At 68.4% G+C, this 24827-nt stretch carries 17 protein-coding genes; 8 read left to right on the top strand and 9 right to left on the bottom strand.

The window, feature by feature from the left end:
- Positions 1-251: 251 nt before the first annotated feature.
- Positions 252-1346 (top strand): HesA/MoeB/ThiF family protein, encoded by a 1095-nt coding sequence (locus AMYAL_RS0133455; RefSeq protein WP_020635656.1) that lies wholly within the window; start codon positions 252-254, stop codon positions 1344-1346.
- Here AMYAL_RS0133455 and AMYAL_RS0133450 read toward each other — a convergent pair whose 3' ends face one another.
- Both AMYAL_RS0133450 and AMYAL_RS0133445 read right to left on the bottom strand, forming a co-directional pair.
- Positions 1347-2225: a helix-turn-helix domain-containing protein gene (locus AMYAL_RS0133450; protein ID WP_020635655.1), complete on the bottom strand. Its 879-nt coding sequence runs from the start codon at positions 2223-2225 to the stop codon at positions 1347-1349.
- Between the two features lie 121 nt (positions 2226-2346).
- Positions 2347-3183 carry an NAD(P)-dependent oxidoreductase gene (locus tag AMYAL_RS0133445; protein WP_020635654.1) on the bottom strand — a complete coding sequence of 279 codons (837 nt, stop codon included), beginning with the start codon at positions 3181-3183 and terminating at the stop codon, positions 2347-2349.
- A 52-nt stretch (positions 3184-3235) separates the two neighbouring features.
- Here AMYAL_RS0133445 and AMYAL_RS0133440 point away from each other — a divergent pair, with 52 nt between their 5' ends.
- On the top strand, positions 3236-3595 hold the full coding sequence (locus tag AMYAL_RS0133440; protein WP_020635653.1) for a MerR family transcriptional regulator: 360 nt from the start codon (positions 3236-3238) through the stop codon (positions 3593-3595).
- Between the two features lie 57 nt (positions 3596-3652).
- On the opposite strand, the gene AMYAL_RS0133435 is transcribed toward AMYAL_RS0133440, so the two are convergent.
- Both AMYAL_RS0133435 and AMYAL_RS0133430 read right to left on the bottom strand, forming a co-directional pair.
- Positions 3653-4642, bottom strand: a complete 990-nt coding sequence (locus tag AMYAL_RS0133435) for a malate dehydrogenase (RefSeq protein ID WP_020635652.1) — start codon at positions 4640-4642, stop codon at positions 3653-3655.
- A gap of 44 nt (positions 4643-4686) precedes the next feature.
- On the bottom strand, positions 4687-5175 hold the full coding sequence (locus tag AMYAL_RS0133430; protein WP_020635651.1) for a MarR family winged helix-turn-helix transcriptional regulator: 489 nt from the start codon (positions 5173-5175) through the stop codon (positions 4687-4689).
- Positions 5176-5266: 91 nt separating this feature from the next.
- Between AMYAL_RS0133430 and AMYAL_RS0133425 the strand changes: the two genes are divergently transcribed.
- From AMYAL_RS0133425 to AMYAL_RS0133410, 4 genes are all read left to right on the top strand, one after another.
- Positions 5267-5671, top strand: coding sequence for a nuclear transport factor 2 family protein (locus AMYAL_RS0133425; protein ID WP_020635650.1), 405 nt, complete (start codon positions 5267-5269; stop codon positions 5669-5671).
- 122 nt (positions 5672-5793) lie between these two features.
- Positions 5794-6657: an LLM class F420-dependent oxidoreductase gene (locus AMYAL_RS0133420; protein ID WP_020635649.1), complete on the top strand. Its 864-nt coding sequence runs from the start codon at positions 5794-5796 to the stop codon at positions 6655-6657.
- A 255-nt stretch (positions 6658-6912) separates the two neighbouring features.
- Positions 6913-7551: a DUF4360 domain-containing protein gene (locus AMYAL_RS0133415; RefSeq protein ID WP_026467654.1), complete on the top strand. Its 639-nt coding sequence runs from the start codon at positions 6913-6915 to the stop codon at positions 7549-7551.
- Positions 7552-7830: 279 nt separating this feature from the next.
- Positions 7831-8475, top strand: a complete 645-nt coding sequence (locus AMYAL_RS0133410; protein ID WP_020635647.1) for a DUF4360 domain-containing protein — start codon at positions 7831-7833, stop codon at positions 8473-8475.
- A gap of 40 nt (positions 8476-8515) precedes the next feature.
- Here the strand turns inward: AMYAL_RS0133410 and AMYAL_RS0133405 are convergent, their stop codons facing one another.
- Genes AMYAL_RS0133405 through AMYAL_RS0133390 form a run of 4 tightly spaced genes read right to left on the bottom strand, consistent with a single transcriptional unit; the run spans position 8516 to position 15413 of the window.
- The gene (locus AMYAL_RS0133405) at positions 8516-10603 is read right to left on the bottom strand and encodes an FUSC family protein (protein WP_020635646.1); all 2088 of its coding nucleotides are present in this window, start codon (positions 10601-10603) and stop codon (positions 8516-8518) included.
- Positions 10600-13683 carry a GH92 family glycosyl hydrolase gene (locus tag AMYAL_RS0133400; RefSeq protein ID WP_020635645.1) on the bottom strand — a complete coding sequence of 1028 codons (3084 nt, stop codon included), beginning with the start codon at positions 13681-13683 and terminating at the stop codon, positions 10600-10602. The genes AMYAL_RS0133405 and AMYAL_RS0133400 overlap by 4 nt, the downstream gene beginning before the upstream one ends.
- Positions 13684-13726: 43 nt before the next feature.
- Positions 13727-14485 (bottom strand): SDR family oxidoreductase, encoded by a 759-nt coding sequence (locus tag AMYAL_RS0133395; RefSeq protein ID WP_026467653.1) that lies wholly within the window; start codon positions 14483-14485, stop codon positions 13727-13729.
- 46 nt (positions 14486-14531) lie between these two features.
- Entirely contained in the window at positions 14532-15413 is an 882-nt protein-coding gene (locus AMYAL_RS0133390; protein WP_020635643.1) for an RNA polymerase sigma-70 factor, read from the bottom strand.
- A gap of 204 nt (positions 15414-15617) precedes the next feature.
- On the opposite strand from AMYAL_RS0133390, the gene AMYAL_RS0133385 reads away from it, so the two are divergent.
- Both AMYAL_RS0133385 and AMYAL_RS0133380 read left to right on the top strand, forming a co-directional pair.
- Entirely contained in the window at positions 15618-18341 is a 2724-nt protein-coding gene (locus tag AMYAL_RS0133385; protein ID WP_020635642.1) for a M36 family metallopeptidase, read from the top strand.
- Between the two features lie 550 nt (positions 18342-18891).
- On the top strand, positions 18892-20286 hold the full coding sequence (locus tag AMYAL_RS0133380) for an MFS transporter (RefSeq protein ID WP_039794538.1): 1395 nt from the start codon (positions 18892-18894) through the stop codon (positions 20284-20286).
- A gap of 127 nt (positions 20287-20413) precedes the next feature.
- On the opposite strand, the gene AMYAL_RS0133375 is transcribed toward AMYAL_RS0133380, so the two are convergent.
- The gene (locus tag AMYAL_RS0133375; RefSeq protein WP_039794537.1) at positions 20414-24706 is read right to left on the bottom strand and encodes a GH92 family glycosyl hydrolase; all 4293 of its coding nucleotides are present in this window, start codon (positions 24704-24706) and stop codon (positions 20414-20416) included.
- Positions 24707-24827 lie beyond the last annotated feature (121 nt).

The following is a 24827-nucleotide window of genomic DNA, read 5'->3' as shown; positions in this document are numbered from 1 at the left end:
AGGGTGGTCACGTAGTGCGACCACGACATCACCCGCATGGCCCACGGTGCTGCCATGGACTCCCACAATGTGAAGCTCTACATTTGAGAACGTCTACAACTCGCGATTCTACATTGTGGAGGCGATGGGGTCACCGGCGGGGCCTGAGCGGGGGAGGTGGATGGCAATGATCGAGATCGTGATGGTGGAGCGCGCCGACGCGGTACACCACGTCTACTGCGCCGACAACAACTGACCGAGGGGAGGTTCTGATGCGTCCACGCGTGAAAGGCGAGCATCGACCGGTCCGTTTCGGGGACGGGATTCGGATCGGCGGGAAGGTGTTCGGCATCGCCGCCGAGCTGAAGGATCCGGATGGCGCGGTGTGGGCGCTGCTGGCCTGTCTGGACGGGACGCGAACGGTCGGTCAGGTGGTCGCCGACCTGACGCGGCGCTTCCCGTCGTGCTCCGCCGAGGAAGCCGCGGACGCCATCGAAAGACTGGTCGAACTCGGATATGTCGAGGACGCCGACGAGCCGGAGTGCACCGCGTTGAGCGCGCGGCAGCGTGAACGGCATTCGAGAGGCCGGTCGCTGTACCGCTGGATCGACCTGAAGCGCAGGATCTCGAGCTGGGATTTCCAGGTCCGCCTTGCCGAGGCGCGGGTGGTGGTGGTCGGCGTTGGCGGCGTCGGCTGCACGGCGGCTCTGGGACTGTGCATGTCCGGGGTGGGACGGCTGCACTGTGTCGATCCGGATGTGGTCGAACTGTCCAACCTCAGCCGCCAGATCCTCTACACCGAGCGGGATCTGGGCCGCTTGAAGGTGGAGGTGGCGGTGGACCGGCTGCGGGCGGTCAACTCCGACATCGAGGTCACCGGAGAGGCGACGAGGATCAAGGACGTGGCCTCCCTGCGAAGGCTGGCCGCCGATTGCGACGTGCTGGTGATGGTCGCCGACCAGCCTTCGGAGCTCCGGGCCTGGACGAATGAGGCGTGCGTGTCCACCGGCACCCCTTGGGTGCACGGGGGCTATCACGGCCCGCAGGTCAACGTCGGCATCTACCGTCCGGGTGCAGGGCCGTGTTACGAATGCGCCCGCCTCGCCGAACAGGACCGTGAGGCGTTGCGGCCACCGCTGGAGACCTGGAGGACTCCGACGGAGGTCCCGGTGAACGCGGCGAACGCGGTGACTGCCGGTGTGGTCGGCAACCTGGTCGCGCACGCGGCGATGCGCCTGATCACGGACGCGCCGATGCTCCGGCTGAATTGCCAGTACGGGTTCAGTCTCGCCACCATGGACCACAGTTTCATCACCGGTCTCGACGAGTCGCATGCGGAATGCCGGGCTTGCCGGATGGCGGGGTGATCACCCATCCGGGTCTTCGGTGACCAGACGGCGCGACACACGCCGGATCAGCCCGGCCGCTTCCTCCTCGCCGACCGCTTCTTCGTGCAGCAGGCGGAACAGTTGCCGGTACAGGGCGATTTCGTCCGGGTCCCTGAGCTGATGCTCGCCGGTGAAGGTCTCCACCGCGACGAACTCGGCGTCGATGATCCTGAATCCGTGCAGCGGGGCGATCGGGGTGGCTTTCCCGAAGGGCAGGATCCGGAGGTCGACCGTGTGCAGGCCGGCCAGGGACTGAAGCCGGTCCAGCTGGCCGAGCTGGGTCTCCAGGTCCCCGACGCGGATCCACAGGGCAGCCTCGCCGATCACGAACGGCAGGTCCTTGTCGCCTTGGTACAGCAGCGATTGCCGTTCGATGCGAGCGGCAACCAGCTGTTCGATGTCGGCGCTGGAGGCGTTGCCCATCTGTGCGGGCCCGGACGGCAGGGACAGCAGGCTGCGCATGAAAGCGGGTGTCTGCAGCAAACCGGGGAGCATCGCCGGTTGGAAGGTGGCGACCCTGGCCGCCTGGCGTTCCTGCTCGTGGACCGATCGCTGGGTTGCCCCGGCCCCGCCTGCCTTGCCGAACTCCTGGCGGACCGACACCGATTCGACCCGCGCGCGCCTGAGCAGTTCGGTGACCACGTTCTCTTCGCCGCGGGCGCCGGCCGTCCCGAGCCAGGCGACGATGTCGTCGCCGGTCGGGAACTGCGCGGCTGTTTCGATCTTGGACACCCGTGATTGCGGCCAGCCCAGTTCCTTGGCGAACTGGTTACCCGACATCCCGGTGGCCGCGCGGAGTTCGCGAAGCTTCATCGCGAGCCGGGCGCGGTCGGAGCCAGGGGCGGGTGAGGAAGGCATGATCCCCTTTCGCAGGGTGGGACTGCCGGGTCAGATCGTGATCATGTTACCGCCCTCTCGGGTCCATGGGTCGAATAGTACCCGAATAGCCCTGTGGGGTTGGCATAAAACAAGAATAGGCCTAGGGTGCGGCGAGCCTGCCGAAGCCGTCCTCCCCGTGCCCGGCGTCGATGGCTCGCTGCGCCTCGGCGCGGGCGGCGGACAGCACGCCGTTGTCGAGGTCTCGCGCGCGGATCGCGTCGAGGACGTGGTCCATGGTCGCCGCGGCGGAGCCGATGGTGCCGTACTCGCCGGGGTAACGGTCCGAGCCGACCTGTTCGGCGAGCACGTCGATCATGTCCGGGAAGAAACCGAGCAACGCTTTCGCTTCCCCTGCGATGTCGGCGGCGGCGATGCCTTCCGCCTTGGCGAGCGCGAACATGTGCACCACGCCGCTCATCGAGGTCCAGAGCATGTCCTGCAGGGACGCGTCGAACGCGGCGGCCCGGCCGGCGGAATCGCCGACGAAGCGCGCGTTCTCGCCGAGCGCGGCCAAGGTGGAGCGATGCGTTTCGTAGACGTCGGCGGGCCCGCTGAAGAACAATGCGGCGTCGGGGCCGCCGATCGCGTCGGTCGTCGCCATGATGACGCCGTCGAGGTAGTCGATGCCGTTCCCGGCGGCCCAGTCCGCCATCGCGCGGGCCTGTCGTGGTGATCCGCCGCTGAGGTTCACCAGGGTGCGGCCCTTGAGCGCTTCGGCGTCGAGGATCGACTGTGCCACGGCGTAGTCCCGGACGCAGACGATCACGAGCGGGCTGGCCGCGATCGCTTCGGCGGCCGTCCCGGCGACGGTGGCGTCGAGGCCGTTTTCCTTGCCAGGAGTGCGATTCCAGACGGTGGTGGGGTGGCGGGCGGCGGTGAGCGCGGCGGCGAGGGCGTGCCCCATGGGGCCGAGTCCGAGGACGGTCACGGTGGTCATGGCGGCTAAGCTAAACCTTGACATCGACGTGAGAGTCAAGGCTGGAGCGCGGATGAGGATCGGGGAACTCGCGCGGCGGACGGGTGTCAGCGAGCGCGCGCTCCGGTATTACGAGGAGCAGGGGCTGCTGACCCCGCAGCGGCGGCCGAGCGGCTACCGCGTGTACGGCGACGCCGACGTGGCGGCGGTGCGGCGGATCCGGATCCTGCTCGGGGCCGGGCTGAACACCGCGCAGATCCTGGAGATCCTGCCCTGCATCATCGACGAGGACGGCTGGCTGACACCCGACTGCCCGGAACTCGTCGACGCCCTGCGGCAGCAGCGGAACCGGATCGACGAGGCGATCGGGGAGCTGGAAAGCACTCGGGCCAACCTCGACACGATCATCGGTGCGGACCGGCGGGCGAGCTGAACCGGAAAGGCGGCCGTGCCCCTCGGGACACGGCCGCCTTGCACGGGTGGATCAGGCTCAGATGAGGCCGAGCTTCTTCACCGCGTCGCGCTCTTCGGCCAGCTCGTTGACCGAAGCGTCGATACGGGCGCGCGAGAAGTCGTCGATCTCCAGGCCCTGGACGATCTTGTACTCGCCGTTCGCGGCGGTGACCGGGAACGAGGAGATCAGGCCCTCCGGGACACCGTAGGAGCCGTCGGACACGACCGCCGCCGAGGTCCAGTCGCCCTCGGGGGTGCCGTTGACCCAGGTGTGGACGTGGTCGATCGCCGCGGAGGCGGCCGAAGCGGCGGAGGACAGGCCGCGGGCCTCGATGATCGCCGCGCCGCGCTTGGCGACGGTCGGGATGAAGTCCTCGGCCAGCCACTGCTGGTCGGTGATGACCTCGGTCGCCGGCTTGCCGGACACCTCGGCGTGCGCGATCGACGGGTACTGGGTCGCGGAGTGGTTGCCCCAGATCGCGACCTTCTTCAGCTCCGTCACCGGTACACCCAGCTTCTTCGACAGCTGCGCGAGCGCGCGGTTGTGGTCGAGGCGGGTCATCGCGGTGAAGCGGTCGGCCGGGACGTCCGGCGCGTGCGCCTGCGCGATGAGGGCGTTGGTGTTGGCCGGGTTGCCGACCACGAGGACCTTGATGTCGCTCGCCGCGCCGGCGTTGATGGCCTCGCCCTGCGGTTTGAAGATGCCACCGTTGGCCTCGAGCAGGTCGCCGCGCTCCATGCCCTTGGCACGGGGACGGGCGCCGACCAGCAGGGCGACGTTCGCGCCCTCGAAGGCCTGCTTCGGGTCGTCGAAGATGTCGATGCCCGACAGCAGCGGGAACGCGCCGTCTTCGAGTTCCATCGCGGTGCCCTCAGCCGCCTTGACCGCCTGCGGGATCTCCAGGAGCCGCAGCTTCACCGGGGTGTCCGGGCCGAGCAGCTGACCGGACGCGATGCGGAAGAGCAGCGCGTAGCCGATCTGGCCGGCCGCACCGGTGACGGTGACGTTGACAGGGGCTTGGGTCATTGCGGTTCTCCAGCTTGAGGCGACATCGACTTTGTACCGCGATGCTAGTCCTGTCCCGAGTCGCCGTTCGGGTGCGTCCAGTCACTGTTTTCTTGATCGATGCCACCACCGGCCACGTTCGCGGCGAGCCGGGACAGCAGCCCGGCCAGTGTGGTGATCTCTTCGTCGCTGAATCCGGCGCGGATCCGTTTGTCGTGTGCGATCGCCGCTTTCGCCAGCCGGTGGAAGACCGTTTCACCCTCGTCGGTGAGTTCGACCACGTGCACGCGCCGGTTGTCCGGGTCGCGCCGCCGGGTGATCAGGCCCGCGCTCTCCATCGCGTTGAGGTGATGGGTCAGCGTGGCGCCCTGGATGCCGACCGCGGCCGCGAGTTCCCGCTGGTTGGCCACGCGCCGGGTCTTCAGCGTGATCAGGATCTGCCAGACCGGCTGCGAGCCGCCGTCGGTGGCCAGCGCCTGGTCGAAGGCGCGCCCGACGGTCTTCGCGGTCTTGGCGAGGACGACGCCGATGGGTGCCGTGGTCGGTTTCTGCACGCCACCCAGTATAGCGCATCAATCTAAGCGTTTGACATCGAAACGTTCGATATCTAACGTTGTGGACATCGAACGAGATGGAGGGAACGCCATGCGCAGCACGGAGAACGAGATCCGCGAGCTCGGAGCCCGCTGGGCCGACGCCGAGGTCCGCGGCGACACGGAAGCACTCGACAGGATGACGGCGGCCGACTTCACCCTGGTCGGGCCGCTGGGTTTCGTCCTCGGCAAGCCGCAATGGCTGCAGCGCTACCGGGGCGGGGACCTGATCACCGAGAAGCTCGACTGGGCCGAGGTCGAAATCCGCGACTACCGCGCGGCCGCCGTGTCCGTCGGCGTGCACGCACAGGAGGGAACGCACCAGGGGAACCGGGTCGACGGCCGATTCCGCGTCACCCACGTGTTCGTGCGCGATGGCGAACGGTGGCTCATCGCCGGCATCCACCTGAGCCCGATCGCCGGACCGCCGCCCTTCGCGCGCCCTGAAGCCCCCTGAGTGCCCTCGGCCTCCGGGCGGCGGCGTTGCGAAAGCCACTTTCGCAACCTTCAGCGTTGCGAAAGAAAGTGGCTTTCGCAACGTGCTCCCACTGTCATACCTCTCACCCAAGGACGTGAATCATGCGAATCAGTGTCAGTGTCACCGACTTCTCCTGGCCCGGCGGGCAGGCCGCGCTGGTCGACAACCTCGCCGAGGTCGCCCGCGTGGCCGACACGACCGGCCTCGACACCCTGTGGGTGGCCGACCATCTCCTGCAGACCGCGCCGGGCAGCGATCCGGACTCGGAAATGCTGGAGGCGTACACCACCCTGGGCTTCCTCGCCTCGGAGACGTCCCGGATCAAACTCGGCACGATGGTCAGCGCCGCCACCTTCCGGGCGCCCGCCCTGCTGGTGAAGGCCGTCACCACGCTGGACGTCCTTTCGCGGGGCCGGGCCTGGCTGGGGATCGGCGCGGGATATCAGGAGGACGAGGCACGCGCGATGGGACTGTCGCTCCCGCCGGTCGCCGAACGGTTCGAGCGGCTGGAGGAGACCCTGCGGATCGCGCGCCGGATGTGGGACGGCAACAGCTCCGCGTTCACCGGTCGGCATTACCGGCTGGAACGGCCGGTCAACAACCCGCTGCCGGTCCGGCGGCCACGGGTGCTCATCGGCGGCACCGGGCCGAAGCGGACGCTGCGGCTGGTCGCCGAGTACGCCGACGCGTGCAACCTCTTCGACGTTCCCGACGGCGGCAAGACCGTCCGCGGGCATCTGGACGTCCTCGCCCGGCACTGCGCCGACGTCGGACGGCCGGTCGAGGAGATCGAGAAGACCATCGCGACCCGGCTGGCGCCAGGGGAGTCCTCAAAGGACTTAGCGGGCCGGTGCGCCGAGTTCGCGTCGTGGGGGCTCGACCACGTGGTGGTGATCACCGCCGGGCCATGGCGGCCGGAGGCGGTGGCGGTGCTCGGCGAGGCCGTGGGGCTGATCGCCGCCTGAGCGGGGCTGTCTTTCCGGAACCGTCAACAGCAGTCCGCGAACGCAATTTCCATATCGTGCGAACCGAGTGGTGTTTTCCGGGTAAAGTGGCTTTTTCGCCGCCCCCGGAAAACGGTTACAGACCATAATATAATTTCATGAACCGATTGCCGGGATGGTTTCGTCCGATCGGCGGGCGGCATCGCCGAGATCGTTTCGCTAACATGAGTCCGCCCAGTTCCCCGCCCCCCGTGTGGAAGTTTTGGGAAGGACCCCATGCTCAATGCAGTGGTTGCCGCCGTATCACTTTTCTCGACGATATTAACACCGAATAGCTGGGCGCCGCCGGGACCGCCGCCCGACCGGGTTGTCATCGACGTGGTCACGGTCAACGGCTCCGGTTGCCCGCCGGGTTCGTCCGCGGTCGCCGTCGCCAGGGACAACAGTGCCTTCACCGTGACCTACAGCGAATACACCGCGCAGGTCGGGGTCGGCGCGAAGCCCACCGACTTCCGGAAGAACTGCCAGCTGAATCTCAACATCCACGTGCCGCAGGGATTCACCTACGGTATCGCCAGCGCGGATTACCGCGGTTTCGCGGCGCTCGAGCCGGGCGCAAAGGGTTTGCAGCGGGCGAATTACTATTTCCAGGGCAATTCGCCGACCGCGCAGGTGAGCCACCCCATCAACGGGCCGTTGTCGGACAACTGGCAATTCCGCGACGAGGCCGAGGGCGGAGTCATCATCTACAAGCCCTGCGGCGAGGACCGGAATCTCAACGTGAACACGGAACTGAGGGTCGCGGCGGGTTCGTCGGATCCGAGGAAGACCACCAGTTTCATCACGATGGATTCCACCGACGGTGCGTTCCACACCACCTATCACTTCTCGTGGAAGGTCTGTCCGGGCTCCTGACATCGTCCCCAGGGTGACGGCCTGCTTCCCGGTCCGGAAGAAGGCCGTCTCCCACCCATACCCCGGTCAGGGCGCTGGCCGCCTGAACCGAGGAAATCGCGGCTCGTCGTCGCCCTGCCCGGCGGCGGCGAGTCTTCTCGACGACCCTGTTTCCGCGGTCGCCCCTGAGTCCGGTGACCGAATCCGTTTCGTCCGATCGGCGGGCGGCCGGGACGAGATCGTCTCGCTGACATCGCATCCGCCCAGTTCCCGCCGCGTGGAAGCTTTGGGAAGGATCTCATGCTCAACGTGCTGGTTGCCGCCGTGACGCTGCTCTCCTCGGTCGTCACGCCGAGCGGCTGGGTGCCGCCGCCCCTGCCGTCCGACAAGATCGTCATCGACGTCGTCACGATCATCGGAACCGGATGCAGACCGGGTACCGCGGCTATTTCCGTATCACCGGACAACACCGCGTTCACGGTCACCTACAGCGAATACACCGCCCAGGTCGGACTCGGTGCCAAGCCGACCGATCTGCGCAAGAACTGCCAGCTCAACCTCTATGTCCACGTACCGCAGGGATTCACCTACGGTATCGCGGGCACCGATTACCGTGGATTCGCTTCCCTGGCCGCGGGGGCCACCGGCCTGGAACGAGCGAACTACTACTTCCAGGGCAATTCCCCGACAGCCAACGTGAACCACACCCTCAAGGGCCCGTTGGAGGACAACTGGCAGTTCACCGACAACATCGAAGTCGGGGCCATCGTCTACAAACCCTGCGGCGAGGACCGCAACTTCAACATCAACACGGAATTGCGGGCCGCGGTCGGCACTTCCGATCCGAAGAAGACCACCAGCTTCGTCACCATGGACTCGACCGACGGCTCCATCAAGACCACCTACCACTTCTCGTGGAAGACCTGCCCCAAACCGAAGAACTGATCCCCAGAGGCGGCGGCCTCCTTCGAACCGAAGGGGGCCGTCACCCTTTCCCGGACGGCGCCGGATCCGTGGCCTCCACCCCGAACGCGCGGCCCAGCGCGATCACCGTCTCGTCGAGATGCCCGAGACTGGTGAGCACCGAACGCGCCCGCGGATCGTCGATCCGGTCCGCCACCGGCGTACCGTCGTCCCGGACCAGCGTCCCGTGCCCCGAACCGCCGGGATCGCCGATCGCCTTCCCCAGCACCACGATGTTCTCCCGGATCCGCCCGGTGTACAGCAGCAGCCGATCCGCCTCGTTGACCAGCAGCCCGGCCTGCGACCGCGCGGCGACATGCCGGGCGCGGAAGGCGATCGTCTCCACCGTCGTGAGCACATGCCAGCCGTAGTCACGGCGGCTGCTGAGATTCACCGGATGGGTGAGCGGCTCGATCGTCGTGCGGACCTTGTCCACCGCCCGGTCCAGATCACGCGACTTCTCGATGACACTCACGTTCTCCGCACCGGACAGCAGGCCCGCGGCCTTCTCGACGAACTCGTCCAGCTCGTCAAGCAACGCCGAGACGTCGTCCAGCATCACCGCGCGCGTGCGCACCGGCACGATCACCACCGCCGCCAGCACCCCGGCCGCCGCACCCACCGCGGTCTCCGCGACCCGGATCCAGAGCACTTCGAGGCTGAACGTCCCCAGCAGGCTGTAGAGCAGGCCGAGCATGCTGGTGATGAAGAACGCCATGATCACCTGCGACACCCGCGCCATGTAGACCATGCCGAACACGCACACCAGGATCAGCGCCAGCGTCGCGGGCACACTGCCCGACACCACCAGCGTCAGCACCAGCCCGCCCACGATCCCGATCAGGGTCCCGCCGAGCCGCCGGACACCCTTGACGAACGTCGCCCCCGCGGTCGACGAGCCGATGAACACCACGAACACCGTCAGCACCGCCCAGTACCACCGCTGGCTCGACACCAGCTCGCCGCCGAGAACGGCGAGCCCGCCGCCCACGACGGCCTGAATGGCGCTGCGGGTCTGGTTGTCGTACGCGAACGCCGCAGACTTCTCCTCGTCGGGATCTTCGGGATCGTCGGCGGTATCGGAGACGTCGTGCTCGGCGACCCGCTGCGCCCGCACGTCGGCCAGCGCGAGTTCGGCGAGGGCGCGGCGGACTCCGTCACCGGGCGCGGCGTGCTCGTCGATCCGGCTGCCTTCCACCAGCATCTTGCTGAACTCTTCGGTCTCGCTGATCAGCGGCAGCTCCCGCGGATCGCGCTCGATCAGTGACCGGAACCGCCGCATCCGCGCGATCAGATCGTCACGGACGTCCTCGTCGAGATCCTCGGCGCAGGTGCGCTGCACGGTGATCGTCAGCCACTGCACCGCCAGCTCGACCTCGATCGCGCGACGGCGGAGCCGGTTCGCCGACTCCGCGCCCGCCACCTCGGGCGCGGTGTCCTCGATGAGCAGCACCGACTCGTGCATGCGGGAGTTCGTCGTGCGGAGCCGCTTGCGGGTGCGCTCGCTGCCGCCCACCGCGAGATGGTCCTCGGCCGCCCGCACCACCGCGGCGAGCCTCGCCCGGAACGCCCGCCGGATCCGGAGGAACTCCGCGTCGGTGCGCTTGCGCACCAGGACGAACCGGACGACCGCGTTGGCCGCGATGCCGATGGTCAGCGCCAGCAGCAGCACCGGGACCTGCTTCAGATGCGTCTGCAGGAACATCGCGAAGAAGAACAGGAAGAACGACAGCGACCCCAGCGCGATCCCGCGTGAACCGAACCGCTGGGCGTAGACCGCGACGAAGATCAACAGTACGAACACGACGCTGTCCAGCGGCGGCACCGCCGAACCCACACTGGCCGCGGTGAGCGACGCCGCGCCGAGCACCAGCCCGAGCAACAGCGTCACCGCCTGCTGCCCCGTGGTCGTGTCGTTGACGGTGAAGGCGGAGGTCATCGCGGCGATCGCGGCGACGAGGGTGACCGTGAGCGGCTGGTGGAACGGCAGGATCGCCAGCACCGCGACGACGATGCTGAGCACGGCGGAGAAGGCGAGCCGGAGCCGGACCAGGCCGGGGTCGGAGGCGACCAGACGGTCGGTCGTGGCCTGGGTGATGCGGGAGATCATCGGGCGAGCAGCTCTCCTTGGGCGAGGGTGACCCGCCTGGCGGTGGACGAGGTGATGCGAAGACGGTATCGGGCGTGCCGCGCCGGCTCGGCGAGGGCGAACGGACGGGTCTGAAGGCGCCACCGGAACGTCTCGCCCTCACGCTGGTCCAGCAGCGTCCAGCGCTCGCCGTCGTCGGATCCCTCCAGCACCCACGAACGCGGATCGCCGCGGCGGCTTCCCGAGGTCAGGGTGTACATCACGACGTCGCGGGCGGTGTCTTCGACGGGGAAATCGATGACCGGTTCCCGTTCGGAGAAGGTGACCTCGGTCTTGGTGGTGTCGTCGAACAGGGCACCGGCGCCCGCGGTGATGTCCGTGAGCGGGCACGGGGTGGCCGGTTCGGCGGGGGTCCGGCCCCAGTCCGACGGCTGCGCGCCCATCGTGAACTCCAGCACCGCCCCGTCGGCCAGCGCGGAATGCGCGAGCGTGCTGCTCTCGTGCGGACGTCCGTCGATCGTCAGGCCGTGGACGTACACGGTGTCCTCGGTGTTGCCGGGCGCCTTGACGACCAGGTCCTTCCCGTTCTCCAGGTGGACGGTCGCCTTCGTGAACAGCGGCGAACCGATCGCGTACTCGGGGCTGCCCATCGCCAGCGGGTAGAACCCGAGCGCGCCGAAGACGTACCAGGCGGACATCTCGCCGTTGTCCTCATCGCCCGGATAGCCCTGGCCGAGGTCGCTGCCGACGTAGAGCCGCCGCAGGACCTCCCGCACGATCCGCTGCGTCTTCGAGGGCGCGCCGGCGTGGTTGTAGATCCAGGGAATGTGGTGCGATGGCTGGTTGGAATGCCCGTACTGTCCCATCCGGACATCGCGGGCCTCGGTCATCTCGTGGATCAGCCCGCCGTAGGAACCCGGTTTGCGGCCGGTCTCCGGCGTCGCGAAGAACGTGTCCAGTTTGGACTCCAGCGCCTCGGTGCCGCCGTGCAGCGCGGCGAGCCCGGCGCCGTCGTGCGGAACGGAGAAAGCGGTGTTCCAGGAGTTCGTCTCGGTGAAGTCGCCACCCCACGCCTCGGGGTCGTAGCCCTCGGCGGCGAAATGGCGGCTGCCGTCACGGTTGCGGCCCTGGAAGAACCCGATCAGGTGGTCGAAGTGGTTCGCGTACTGCCGCGAGCGCTGCCGGAAGTACGCGGCGTCGTCGTGGTGGCCGAGCTTCTCGGCGAGATTGGCCAGGCCGAAGTCGTTGACACAGCCTTCCAGCGCCCACGACAGGCCTTCGTGGACCGACGTCGGCGTGAACCCGAGGAAGATCGACTCGGCAAGGCCCTTCCGGCCGACGCTCTGCCCGTGCGGCGTCACGGTCGCGTTCTTCAGGCCCGCTTCGTAGGCGGCCTCGGCGTCGAACCCGCGCACGCCTTTGAGGTAGGCATCGGCGAACGCCACGTCGGAACTGGTGCCGGTCATGAGGTTGGCGTAGCCGGGGGAGGACCAGCGTGAGATCCAGCCGCCTTCACGGTACTGCCGGACGAATCCGTCGATCATCCGGCCGCACCGGCCAGGGGTGAGCAGGGCGTACGCGGGCCAGGTGGTGCGGTAGGTGTCCCAGAAGCCGTTGTTGACGTACATCTCGCCGTCCACGACCTTCGCGCCGGTCCTGGTGCGGGTGCTGGGCCGGAGGCGGCGGATGACCGGGCTCGCGTGGCGGACGCCCTTCGGCGTGTTCTCGTGCGCAGAGTTCGGATACAGGAACAGGCGGTAGAGGTTGGAGTAGAACGTCGTGCGCTGGTCCTCGGTCGCCCCCTCGATCTCGACCCGGTCCAGCACCTCCGCCCACTGTGCGCGGGCCCGGCCGCGGACCTGCTCGAAGGTCGTGCCGGCGGGGATCTCCAGGTCGAGGTTCCGTTTCGCCTGCGCGAGGCTGATCAGCGACGTCGCGATCCGCATCGTCACCTCGCCCGCCGCGAACTCCAGGAACCCGGTCACCGTGCGCCAGGCCGGGCGGCGGATCTTCCCGCCGCGTTCGGCGGGGACATCGAACTCCGCGTGGACGAACATCCGCCGCGCCCCGGCCGACAACCTGCTGCGGACCCAGGTGTGCCCGGTGACCATGCCTTTCGCCGCGTCGAGCCGCAGGCCGCCGCGGTTGCGGGCGTTGTCGAACAGCAGCCAGCCGCGATCACCAGGGAAGGTGAACCGGATCAGCGCCGCGTGATCCGCCGGGGCGATGTCGGTGGTGATGCCGTTGACGAACCGGACACCGTAGTGATGTGGCCGGTCGATCTCGTCGTCATGGGAGAACGCGAGCGCGCGACGGTCACGGTCCGCCTCGACCGGGCCGATCCCCGGCATCACCTGGAAGGTGTGCCGGTCGCCCATCCACGGGCTCGGCTGATGCGACAGTGCGAACGCCTGCAGCGCCGGGCGGTTCGCGGCGTCGTTGTGCCGGTGATAGCTGTAGAGCCAGTTGGTGGCGCTCGCGTCGGTGACCGGGGTCCAGAAGTTGAAGCCGTGCGGGACCGCCGTCGCGGGGAAATTGTTGCCCCGCGAGAACTTGTCGCTGGAATGCGTGCCGCGGGTGGTGCGGACGTGGTCGACCGGTTCGCGGATCTCGACGGCGCGTTCGGTGATCCGGACGTCGTCCAGCCAGCCCGCGCTCGCGCCGTCCGGCGGCTCGCTGATCAGGACGATCCGGGCGATCCGTCGTCCGGCGAACCCGCCCAGCCTGCGGCGTACCAGGTTCCACTGGTCCACGTACAACGTCTTGCCGAGGCCTTGCTCCGAGGCGCTGAACCCGGCGGCTGTCCCGTCGGCGAACTCGACGTCCAGCGCCACGAAGGTGCTGTGATAGCTGGGCACGGCGTCGGGCTCGGCTTCGGGGAAGACCACATAGGACAGTTCCAGGTGGCCGGTGACCTCGATGTCCACTTCGAACACCGTCGCGCGCAGCGTGTTCCCGTAGCGGAGGGCGTGCGCGCCGGTGAAGCCGACGCCCGTCTTCGCCGTCGGCGACGAAGCCGGTCCGGTGCCGACACGCAAGGCTGGATCCACCGGCTGCGGATCACCCGTTTCGAAGGAGGAGAAGAACCCGGTGATCGTCACCAGGCCACCGTAACTCGCACGCGTGAGCCCGGCTCGGTACGGCCTAAGCGTGGGAGGCGAGGAACTCCTCGAAGGTGCCCGCACCGGTCGCGTTCTCCGGCGTCAGGTTGCCGCCTGCCCGAAAAGCGCGGAACGCCTTGCCCGGCAGCCACAGCGGCACGATCGGCTTCCGGCGTCCCACCGACCGCTGAAACGCCTCTGCCAGGTCACGGGCGCTGCGCACCTCGGGGCCGCCCATGTCCGGCACCCGGCCCGACGGCTCACCGGACACCAACGCGACCAGCCGTTCCGCGACGTCGCCGGTGCTGACCGGCTGGAAACGGAATCCGGACGGCATGAACGTCACCGGCAGCCGACGCTGCGCCGCCGACGCCCGCGCGACGAGCTCGTGGAACTGCGTCGCGCGTAGCACCGTCCACGGCAGACCGGACTCCTCGATCACCTTCTCCGAGGCCAGCTTCTCGTCGTAGTAGAAGAACCGGATCACGTCGACGCCGACGATCGAGATGTACGCCAGATGCGGCCGGCCCGCCCGCCGCGCGGCCCCGACCAGATTCCGCGTCACCCGCTCGTCGCCGCGCCCCAGTGTCGACGCACAGTGGATGATCGCCGAGACACCGTCGACAGCGTCGGCCAGGCCGTCACCGGTCTTCAGATCGCACTGGGCCCATTCGTGGGAAACGTCAGTGGGATGCGGCCGACGGCTCATGACCCGGACCGGCAGGTTTCCGGCCGCCAGCCGCCGCACCACTTCGCGGCCGAGGTCGCCGGTACCGCCGGTCACCAGAATCGGTTTCATCACCCAGGTCCTCCGTTCACGAGAGCTTCCACCCTCAAGAACCGGCGGGCTACCCGGAACGTGACAGCTGCCGCGAGAGGAACGCGAGCTTGTCCGGATTCGCGACCGCGCGGAGCCCGGCGATCCGGCCGTCCACGACCTCGAACCCGAGGATGCCGAACAGGGCGTCACCGGCCGTCGCGATCACGGCGGGACCGCCGTTGACCTCGCCGATCGCGATCGACACCGGCGCCGCGCCTGCGAACATCCCGGCGTACAGGCGGGCGACCCGCTCCGCGCCGTGCACCGGACGCCGCGCCGCGGTGACCTTGCCGCCGCCGTCCGACCACGCCGTGACGTCGGCGGTCAGCAAGCTCTCCAACGCGGGCAAGTCACCGTCCCGCGCCGCCGACAGGAAGCTCTCGACCAGCTTTTCGAGCTGTCGAGGGTTCGAAACCCGTCGCTCGTCCGAACGGTCCAGGGTCCGCCGCGCGCGGCTGTGCAGCTGACGCGAGTTGACTTCGGAGACGTCGAGGATCGCGCCGATCTCGCGGTGGCTGTAGGCGAAGGCCTCCTTCAGCACGAACACCGCCCGCTCGACCGGACTGAGCTGTTCCAGCAGCACCAGCATCGCCAGCGACACCGAATCCCGCTGCTCCGCCGTCTCCAGCGGGCCGAGCACGTCGTCCGAGGTCAGGACCGGTTCGGGCAGCCACGGCCCGACATACCGTTCACGCTGTGCCCTGGCCGAGGTCAGCCGGTTCAGGCAGAGATTGGTGACCACCTTCGCCAGCCACGCCCGCGGCGACTCGATCGACCCGCGCTCGGCGCCCGACCACCGCAGGTACGCGTCCTGCACGGCGTCTTCCGCCTCCGCCGCCGAACCGAGCAGGCGATAGGCGAGCCCGAACATGACAGGCCGCAGCCGCTCGAATTCCGTGGCGCCGTCCATCTTCCCCTACGAATCCCGCTGAATCCACTGTGGACACCCCTGCGCCGGAGGTACCGATCACCGGGATGGCCGTACCTGATCGGCGCTGACGTCCACGGTGACTGTATCGGTACGAAGGGAACGTCTGCGTCACCACCGAGAGAGGGGTCTGGAGTGACGTCACGTTCCTCGCGTTCGCGTGCCTCGTTGTGCGCCGTGACCGCAATGACAGTGTTAGCGCTGGTCACAGCGCCCCAAGCCGGAGCGGCACCGGCACCGGGCGCTGTCCACACCACACCGGACAGATCCGGAAAGGACGTCGACGTCCGGGACACGGCGAGATCCGGTCCGCGCGCCCTGGACAGGCTCTCGGCGTCGCGGACGAGCTCCGTCGCGAAGGCTCGCGCGGAACTCGGTAACCAGGCCCTGCTCGATTTCGACGAGCTGACCGGTACTCCCCGCGTCCTCGCCCGCACCGACGGGTTCCTCACCGGACCGAGTGCGAAGTCGCCCCGCGACGTCGTGCTGGACTACCTGCGCGAGCAGGAAGGTCTCGTCGGCCTCGGGGCAGGCGACACCGCGAAACTGAACCTGCGCAAGGACTACGTCGACGTCGAAGGCACGCACCATCTGTCCTTCACCCAGGCCGTCGGCGGCGTCCCGGTCTTCGGCAACGGCCTGAAGGCGCACGTCACCAAGGACGGCAGGCTCATCCAGCTGGACGGCTCGCCCGTGCGCGGCCTTCCCGAGTCGCTCGGCGCGGGTGCCTTGGCCGCACCCGCCCCGGACGCCAAGCAGGTCGCGTTCCTCACCGCCGACGGGATCCGCCCCGCCTGGTACACGCTGGCCAAACCCGCCGCGGACAAGATGTTCCAGGAGGTCACCGACGCCGGGACCGGCAAGCTGCTCTACCGCAAGAACCTGGTCAGCCACGCGAACGACGCCGACGGCGCCAAGGGCCTCGCGTGGGAAGCGAAGCCCGGCCCGCAGAAGCAGGTCAACCTGACCCAGAAGGGCTGGCTGCCCGCCGACGCCAAGACCCTGGACGGCAACGTCGCGCACGTCGCCGCCGACGTCAACGGCGACCAGAAGTTCCAGCCGGAGGAGGAGATCGGGCCGAACACCGACGGCACCTACCGGTACAAGTTCACCGACTTCAACGCCGCCGTCGGCCCGCCGTGCTCGGCGGCGAGGCCCTGCTCCTGGGACCCGAAGACGCCTGGTTCGTGGGCGAAGAACCGGGAACAGAACGCCGTGCAGGCGCTGGCCTACGTCGGGAGCTTCCACGACCACCTGGCCTCGTTCCCGATCGGTTTCACCCGCGAGGCGGGCAACTTCGAGAAGGTCGACGGCGACGCCGTCCAGGTCCACACCCTGCTCGGCGCGCAGACGCCGGGCTACTACGACAACGCGTTCATGGGCACCCCGCCGGACGGCCACGCGCCGACGATGGGGATGTTCCTGTTCCACGACCCCAGGGACCCCGGCGACCCGTTCCTCGCGGCCAACTCCGCCGACGACGCCACGATCATCCACCACGAGTACGCCCACGGCCTGTCCAACCGGCTCGTCGTCGACGCGCAGGGCAACTCGACGCTGAACACCTTCCAGTCCGGCGCGATGGGGGAGGCGTGGAGCGACTGGTACGCCTTCGACTACCTCGTCGGGCGCAACGCGCTCAAGGACACCTTGGCTCCGGGTGAACTCCTCGGCGGGGACTACGTCAGCGACGGCGTACCCCTCGCCCGCACCCAGCCGCTGGACTGCCCGGTCGGCGCCGGTGCGCCGCAGTGCCCCGGCACACCAGGGGCGGGCCCCGGCGGCTACACCTACGGCGACCTCGGCCGGATCATCGGCGGCCCGGAAGTGCACGCCGACGGGGAGATCTGGGTGAGCACGCTGTGGGACGTCCGCTCCGCGCTCGGGGTGCCGCTGACACGGGCACTGGTCACCCGCGCGATGGAACTGTCGCCCGCCTCGCCGTCCTTCCTGGACATGCGGAACGCGATCCTGCAGGCCGACACGGTGATCAACGGCGGCCGCGCGCACGCCAAACTGTGGAAGGCCTTCGCCGCCCGCGGCATGGGCTACTTCGCCGCGTCGATCACCGGCGCCGACACCGAACCGGCCGAGGACTTCTCCACCCCGCCGCCCGCGGGCACCCCGACCGGGACCGTGACCGGCAAGGTCACCGACCGCGAAGGCGGAGCCCCGATCGCGGGCGTCGCCGTCCGCTTCGGCGGGCACGACTCCGGCTTCACCGGCTCGCTGTCCGCGATCACCGACGCCGCCGGCGGCTACACCATCCCCGGCGTGCTGCCGGGTACCTATCCGAAGGTCTACGCCTCCGGTGGCGGCGCCGACAGCGAGACCCGCACGGTCTCGGTGCGCTCGGGCACCACCAAGGTCGACTGGGCGCTGCGGTTCAACTGGGCCTCCGGCACCGCCGGTGCCGCCGTCGCCGGGTTCAACGGCGTCGACTTCACCCCGTATGGCTGCGGCCCCGGTGACCTGGCGGCTTCGTCGGTGCTCGGCGGTGGCGGCTGGTCGACCGACAAGGTCGTCCGCCCCGACGGCACGGTCGAGACCCGGTTCGTCACGATCAAACTGGGCAAGGCGGTCAACGTCAGCGCCATCGAAATCGACCCGTCCAACGTCTGCGGTGACGATCCGCCCGCCGCGGCCAAGGACGTCACCGTCGAAACCTCGGTGGACGGCACGAACTGGGTGAAGGCGGGCAGCGGCGACTTCAAGCCGGCCGACCTGAACAAGCTCACCGCGCTCCAGCTCGCGCCGGGCAGCGCGACCGGGGTGCGGTTCGTGCGGCTGACCGTTTCGTCCAACCAGCTGTCGTTCTACCCGGAACGGACCTGCTCGCCGCAGCCCACCACGGCCGGATGCCTCTATCTGGACGTGCAGAAGCTGGCGGTGCGGGGCGCTCCCGCCTGACCCGTCGAGCTGGGCCTCGTGAGTGGCTAGGGCGGTTGTCGCGGTGTCCTGAAGGCCCCCTTTGAGGCGTTGAACGTCTCAAAGGGGGCCTTCAGGACGCCCGTGCATCTCTGGCTCGTTCACGTCCCTGCCCGGCTGACCCCCGCGTCCAGTGAGGCCGGGCAGTGTCGCGAAAGCCACTTTCGGGACATCAGGCGTCGCGAAAGTGGCTTTCACGACACCCGCGGCTGCGAACTCGCGTGACGGAAGGGACGACACGCGTGTCCAGCTGGACGCCACGCGACGGACCCCGCGATCAACCGCGGCCACAATCCAGCAGGCACCTAAGACACCCTTGGCCCTAACCCGAATCGCCACTCACGGCGTGACCCATGGGACGACACGTGTGTCGTCCCGCCGATCACGTGAGTTCCGTTCCTGATCACGCGAGTCACGTTCCTGGTCACGTGTCGGTGCCGTATGATCGAGTCATCGGGGTAGAAACGTGCTGAGCACGCGCATACACGAGATCGCATGATCCGTCACTCCTTCACCTCGAAGGAGTCGACCTTTGCGTTCCCCTGTTCAAAGCCGTTCCCTGAAGGACGCGTGGCCCGCCCTGACCGGGCTCTCGGCCGTGTTCCTGTTCGAGATGCTCGACAACTCGATCCTCAACGTCGCGTTGCCGACCATCGGCCGCGAACTCTCCGCCTCGACGACCACCCTGCAATGGGTGACCGGCGCGTATTCCGTCGTGTTCGGCGGCCTGATGCTGGCGTTCGGCGCGCTGGCCGACCGAGTGGGCAGGCGCAAGATCATGCTCACCGGACTCGTGCTCCTCGCCGTGGCCAGCCTCGCGACGGCGTTCGTCACCGTCGCGTGGCAGCTCATCGCCGTCCGGGCCGTCATGGGGGTCGCGGCGGCGATGACGACACCGGGGTCACTCGCTCTCGCGTTCCGCCTCTTCGACGAAGACGTGCTGCGAGTCCGCGCGACCACGCTGATCTCGACCGTGGGCCTGATCGGCCTCGCCATCGGCCCCACCGCCGGTGGGCTCGTGCTGTCCATAGCGCCGTGGCAGGCGCTGCTGCTGGTGAACGTGCCTGTCGCCGCGCTCGCGTTCCTCGGCATCCCCGCCGACGATCCCGCCGACCTGCACCGCGACCCGATCGACGTCGCGGGCGCCGTGCTGGGAACCGCGACGATCGTCCTCGCGCTGCTCGCCCCCACGCTCTTCGTCGAAGAAGGCACCGCGTCGGTTCTGCCTTGGACCGCCGCCGTGGCCGCGCTCGCCGCCGGAACCGGCTTCGTCCTGCGTCAGAAGACCGCCCGGCATCCGTTGCTGGACCTGAAACTCGTCGCGCGTCCGCTGGTGTCCAGCGGTCTGGCGCTCAAGGCCGCGGCGGGACTGGCGACCGCCGGGCTCGGCTACCTCGTGACGCTGCACCTCCAGTTCGGTCTCGGCTGGGCACCCGCCCAGGCGGCGATCGGGATGCTGCCCCAGGTCGTCGTTCTCATCGCCGGCGGCGCGCTCGTCACCCCGCTGATGAAGCGTCTCGGACTCGTCAAGGCCGCCTGGCTCAGCGCCGCCGCGGTCGTCTGCGGGCTGGCCGTCTACACGGCGTTCGGTGGGCTCGGCTACGTCTGGATCGCCGTCGCGCTCGCTCTCGTCGCGGTGGGCATGCGCGTGGTCGGTGTCGTCGCGGGCACCAACGTGATGCGTGGCCTGCCGTCGAACCGGACCACCATCGGAGCCGCGCTCGTCGACACCGCCAGCGAAGTCACCACCGGGATCGGCATCGCGCTCAGCGGCACCATCCTGGCGCTGGTCTTCCCCGGAGCCCTGACCTCGGCCCGTGGATCGGCCGACTTCCTCGCAGCGACCACCCACGCCGGGCTCGCGCTCACCGTGCTGTCCGCGGCCCTCGTCAGCTTCGGCATCCTCCGCGGCCGCCGTCCCGAATAGGCGACGGTGCCGTGACCAGGCGGCGATCACGCGAGTCACGGCTTCGCGACGCCACCTTTGCCTGGCGCTCTATAGACGTGAAGGCCCCCTTCGCGATGAAGGGGGCCTTCACGTCCTTACCGGAGGACTACAGCTTCGCGCACTGCCCGGCGGCCGGGCCGCGGACGGTGTTCTGCAGGTCGTAGTCCGTCGGAGCGGGGGAGTTGGCCGCGCACGCCAGAGGTCCGCCGATCGTGCTGGAAGTCAGCACCGGCCCCTTGTTGCCCGTCAACGCCACCGGTCCGCCGATCTCGGTCAGTTCGATCGAGACCGCACCGGTCGCCCCGGTGATCGCCACCGGACCGCCCACCTTCGTCCGGTCCAGCACGATCTGCGCCGCACCCGTCGCCGTCAGCGGACCGGAGATCGACCCGCCGCGGACGATCAGGCTCGCACCCGGCGCCACCGACACCGGACCGGACACCGTCGCACCGTCCACACAGGTCACCCCGCTCTGCACGGTCAGCGGGCCCTTGCGTTCACCGGTGACCGTCTGCGTGCACGCCGCGTCCGGCTTGCCCAGCACCTCGAACTCCGACAGCGACGCCTCCTCGCCCGTGGTCGCGGTGACCTCGAGCCGGTAGTAGGCGTAGTGCGCCGAGTTCGCGATCTTGAACGGCTTGGTCTGCTGGCGCCACTGGAAACTCTGGTCGGTCCGCTGATCCGCGACCGCCCAGCTCTTCCCGTCGTAGGAACCCTTCAGCACCCAGCTCTTCGCGTCACCGGCACCCTTGCCCGAAGTCAGCGTGTAGTACGAACCCGCCTCCTTCGTCGAGGGCACCTGGTACTGGATCGGAGCCTTGACCTTCGCCTCGGTCCGCGACGTGTTGTCGAAGAACGCGGCGTCCGCGCCGGAGACCGGCTTGGTCAGGTCGTGCACCGGCGTCGGCACCGCGTCGCCCTTGGTGATCGACTTCGGCGCGTCGTTCGGGCCGGTACCCCACGACGACGGGTTCGGGCCCATGTCGAAGTCGAGCGTCCCGCCTCCTGCGATCGCCGAATGCGCCAGCGACGTCGAGGTCTGCGCCTTGCCGTTGACCTTCAGGCCCTGCACGTAGACGTTCTTCGCGCTGTTCTTCGGCGCGTTGACCACGATCTTCTTGCCGCCGGGCAGGTTCACGGTCGCCTTGGTGAACAGCGGCGAGCCGATCGCGTAGTCCGAGCTGCCGACCTGCAGCGGGTAGAAGCCCAGCATGCCGAACAGCCACCAAGCCGACTGCTCGCCGTTGTCCTCGTCACCGCCGTAGCCCTGGCCGAGCTCGCTGCCGACGTACAACCTGGACAGCGCCTCGCGGACCTTCGCCTGCGTCTTCGAGGGCTGACCCGCGTAGTCGTACATGTAGAGCGTGTGATGCGCGGCCTGGTTGGAATGCGCGTACATGCCCATCCGGACGTCCCGCGCCTCGGTCATCTCGTGGATGATCCCGCCGTAACTGCCGAACTTCAGCCCCGTCTCGGGGGTGGCGAAGAATTCGTCCAGTTTGGACGCCAGCCCCGCCTTGCCGCCGAAGAGGTTCGCCAGGCCCTGACCGTCCTGCGGGACGGAGAACCGCATGCCCCACGCGTTGGTCTCGGTGTAGTCGATACCCCACACCTCCGGGTCGAACTTGTCCTTGGCGCGGGTGAACTTGCCCGCCGCGTCCCGGCCCTGGAAGAAGCCGACACTGGGGTCGAACACGTTCACGTACTGCGTGGCCCGCTCGGTGAAATACCCGTAGTTGTCCAGGTACTCCTGCTTGCGCGGGTCGTTCGCCGGAGCCTCGTCGTAGAGCTTCTTCGACATGTTCGCGATCGCGTTGTCGTTGACGTAACCCTCGATCGCCCACGAGAACCCGTGGTCCGCGGTGTTCGGCGCGTACCCGAGGAACGTGCCCTCGTCGATGCCCTTCCGGCCGACAGCGCCGTTCGGCGGGGTCACCGTCGCGTTCTTGACCGCCGAGTCGTACGCCGACTGGACGTCGAATCCCTTGACTCCCTTGAGGTACGCGTCCGCGAAGGCGGCGTCCGAACTGGTGCCGGTCATCAGGTCCGCGTAACCGGGGGACGACCAGCGGGAGATCCAGCCACCGTCGCGATACTGCTGCACGAAACCGTCGACCAGCTTGCCGGTGGTGTCGGGGCTGAGCAGCGAGTACGCCGACCACACCGTGCGATAGGTGTCCCAGAACCCGTTGTTGACGTAGAACTCGCCGTCGACCAGTTTCGCCCCGGTCTGCGTCGGGGTGTCCTGACCGGCCTTCGGTGACACCGGGCTCGCGTACTTCTTCACCGGCTTCTCGAGGGTGCCGACGTTTTCGAAGCCCGAGTTCGGGTACAGGAACAGCCGGTACAGGTTGGAGTACAGCGTGATCAGCTGATCTTTCGACGCACCCTCGACCTCGACGACCTTGAGCTTCTCGTCCCAGGCCTTCGCCGCGGTCTCGCTCACCGACTCGACCGACGCGTTCGGGGCGAGCTCCTGCTCCATGTTCTTCTTCGCCTGATCGACGCTGATCAGCGAGGTCGCGATCCGCATGTTCACCGTCTTGTCGGCACCGGCGTCGAACTTCAGGTAGCCCAGGACGTTGTCCCGCTTCTGGTCACCTGAACCGGTCGACAGCTTCGAACCGGCGGTCACCGGCTTGTCGAAGGTGGCGTAGACGAACATCCGCGACGCGCCGGCCGATAGCCCGCTCTTGACGTCGCTGTAGCCGGTGATGGCCCGGCCCGCGGGGTCGAGGGTGAGCCCGCCGTTGTTGTTGACGTTGTCGAAGATCAAGTTCGAGTCCGCACCGGGGAACTTGAACCGGTACAGCGCCGCGTGATCGGTCGGCGCGACCTCGGTCTTGATGCCGTTCTCGAAGTCGACACCGTAGTAGTGCGCCCGAGCTGTCTCGTTGGAGTGCTTGAACGGCAGCTTTCGCGCCTCACGTTCCGGGTTCGGCACCCCGGTGGCGGTCGAAGGCAGGAACTGGAATGTCTGCCGGTCGGCCATCCACGGACTCGGCGCGTGGCTCGCGGAGAACGCCTGCAGCGACGGGAGGTTCTGCTCGTTGTTGCGCGAGTGGTAGGAGTACATCCAGCTCAACGTGCCCGCGTCGGTCGTCGGGATCCAGAAGTTGAACCCGTGCGGCACCGCGGTCGCCGGCATGTTGTTGCCCCGCGAGAACGACCCGTTCGACAGCGAACCGCGCGTGGTCAGCACGTTGTCGGACGGACGCAGGCTCGCCGGCGGCGTCGGCGTCGCCGAGACCTTGATGTCGTCCAGCCAGCCCTGCAACGAGCCAGGGCCGTCGGCGTTGTCGTAACCGACCAGGATCCGGTCGATCGTCTTGCCCTTCGCGACCACGCCGATCTGCGAGCGCACCAGGTTCCACTGGTTGGTGTAGAGCACCTTGCTCGCGCCCTGGCCCTGCGGCGAGAGCCCGAAGCCGTACTGGTCGACGGCGCCGAGCTGGCTCAGGTACGTGCCGTCGGTGAACGCCAGGTCGACCGCGACGTTCGTGCTCGGGTACTTCAGGTCACCGCGAATGAACTCCGGCTGCACCTTGTACGACAGCTCCGAGGTCGCCGCCACCGGGAGGTCGACGTCGAAGATCTTGTTGTACGACCAGCCGTGCCCCGGCGCCTTGTGGCTGCCGGCGTAGCGGAACGCCCGCGTGCCGGTGAAACCGACACGGTTCTTGTTCGTGTAGCCGCCGGTCGGGCCGCTGTCGGCGAAGCTGCGCATGTTCGGCAGCGCCGGCGGGGCCGGGTCCTCGTTGGCCAGCAGCAGCTCCGAGAGCTGCATGATGTCGCCGCCGTTGTTCTTCGTGATGTTCAGGCGGAAGAACTTGTACGCGGCACTCGCCGCGGGCAGGCGGTATTCCTTGGACTGGAACCGGTCCGAGAACTTCTGGCCGGTCTGCTTGTCCAGATCCGTCCAGGCCTGGCCGTCGGCGGAACCCTGCAGCGTCCAGTCCTGCGGGTCGCGGTTGTCGAAGTCGTTCGCGGAGGACAGCGCGTACCGCGTGATCGACGTCGGCTCCGACAGCGCGACCTGCGCCCAGCCGGTCGGTGTCCAGGCAAGCCACTTGGTGTCCGTCGAGCCGTCCACCAGGTTCGACGCGCCCTCGTTCGGGGTGTTCTCGCTGTTGGCGGACGTCTCGGTGACCTTGCCGCGGATGTCACCGGGGATGGTGGTGGCGTTCGCGCCGTCGACACCGAACGCCTTCGGCTTGCCGGACGGGTCGACGTCGACCGTGTCGCTCCACGTCGGCTGCGGCTCGCCTTGCTCGAACGAGGAATAGAAGTCCGGTGGCACCTCTTCGGCCGAGGCGGCGGCCGGAAGGGCCACCACCCCGGACACCACGACCGTGGCACTCAAGAGGCCGCAGACCCAAGGTCTGACGCTTCGGGGCATCGTTGCACCAATGCTTTCTCACGGGGGCAGGCTGGGCGCCGCACAGGCGGGGGACCGGTGGCGCCAAGAGAGAAAAACTCGGGGGTGACATCGATGTCAAGACACCCGGACAAACCTGACC

Origin of the sequence: Amycolatopsis alba DSM 44262 (genome assembly GCF_000384215.1) — a bacterium.
Lineage (GTDB): Bacteria > Actinomycetota > Actinomycetes > Mycobacteriales > Pseudonocardiaceae > Amycolatopsis > Amycolatopsis alba.
This window is presented reverse-complemented; position numbering and strand designations above follow the sequence as displayed.

What these genes read in the sequence shown, in the direction of transcription:
- AMYAL_RS0133405 (WP_020635646.1), bottom strand. Translation starts at nt 10,603, where the DNA reads ATGATCTCCCGCATCACCCAGGCCACGACCGACCGTCTGGTCGCCTCC.
- AMYAL_RS0133415 (WP_026467654.1), top strand. Translation starts at nt 6,913, where the DNA reads ATGCTCAATGCAGTGGTTGCCGCCGTATCACTTTTCTCGACGATATTA.
- AMYAL_RS0133450 (WP_020635655.1), bottom strand. Translation starts at nt 2,225, where the DNA reads ATGCCTTCCTCACCCGCCCCTGGCTCCGACCGCGCCCGGCTCGCGATG.
- AMYAL_RS0133455 (WP_020635656.1), top strand. Translation starts at nt 252, where the DNA reads ATGCGTCCACGCGTGAAAGGCGAGCATCGACCGGTCCGTTTCGGGGAC.
- AMYAL_RS0133375 (WP_039794537.1), bottom strand. Translation starts at nt 24,706, where the DNA reads ATGCCCCGAAGCGTCAGACCTTGGGTCTGCGGCCTCTTGAGTGCCACG.
- AMYAL_RS0133425 (WP_020635650.1), top strand. Translation starts at nt 5,267, where the DNA reads ATGCGCAGCACGGAGAACGAGATCCGCGAGCTCGGAGCCCGCTGGGCC.
- AMYAL_RS0133420 (WP_020635649.1), top strand. Translation starts at nt 5,794, where the DNA reads ATGCGAATCAGTGTCAGTGTCACCGACTTCTCCTGGCCCGGCGGGCAG.
- AMYAL_RS0133385 (WP_020635642.1), top strand. Translation starts at nt 15,618, where the DNA reads ATGACAGTGTTAGCGCTGGTCACAGCGCCCCAAGCCGGAGCGGCACCG.
- AMYAL_RS0133435 (WP_020635652.1), bottom strand. Translation starts at nt 4,642, where the DNA reads ATGACCCAAGCCCCTGTCAACGTCACCGTCACCGGTGCGGCCGGCCAG.
- AMYAL_RS0133445 (WP_020635654.1), bottom strand. Translation starts at nt 3,183, where the DNA reads ATGACCACCGTGACCGTCCTCGGACTCGGCCCCATGGGGCACGCCCTC.
- AMYAL_RS0133410 (WP_020635647.1), top strand. Translation starts at nt 7,831, where the DNA reads ATGCTCAACGTGCTGGTTGCCGCCGTGACGCTGCTCTCCTCGGTCGTC.
- AMYAL_RS0133390 (WP_020635643.1), bottom strand. Translation starts at nt 15,413, where the DNA reads ATGGACGGCGCCACGGAATTCGAGCGGCTGCGGCCTGTCATGTTCGGG.
- AMYAL_RS0133440 (WP_020635653.1), top strand. Translation starts at nt 3,236, where the DNA reads ATGAGGATCGGGGAACTCGCGCGGCGGACGGGTGTCAGCGAGCGCGCG.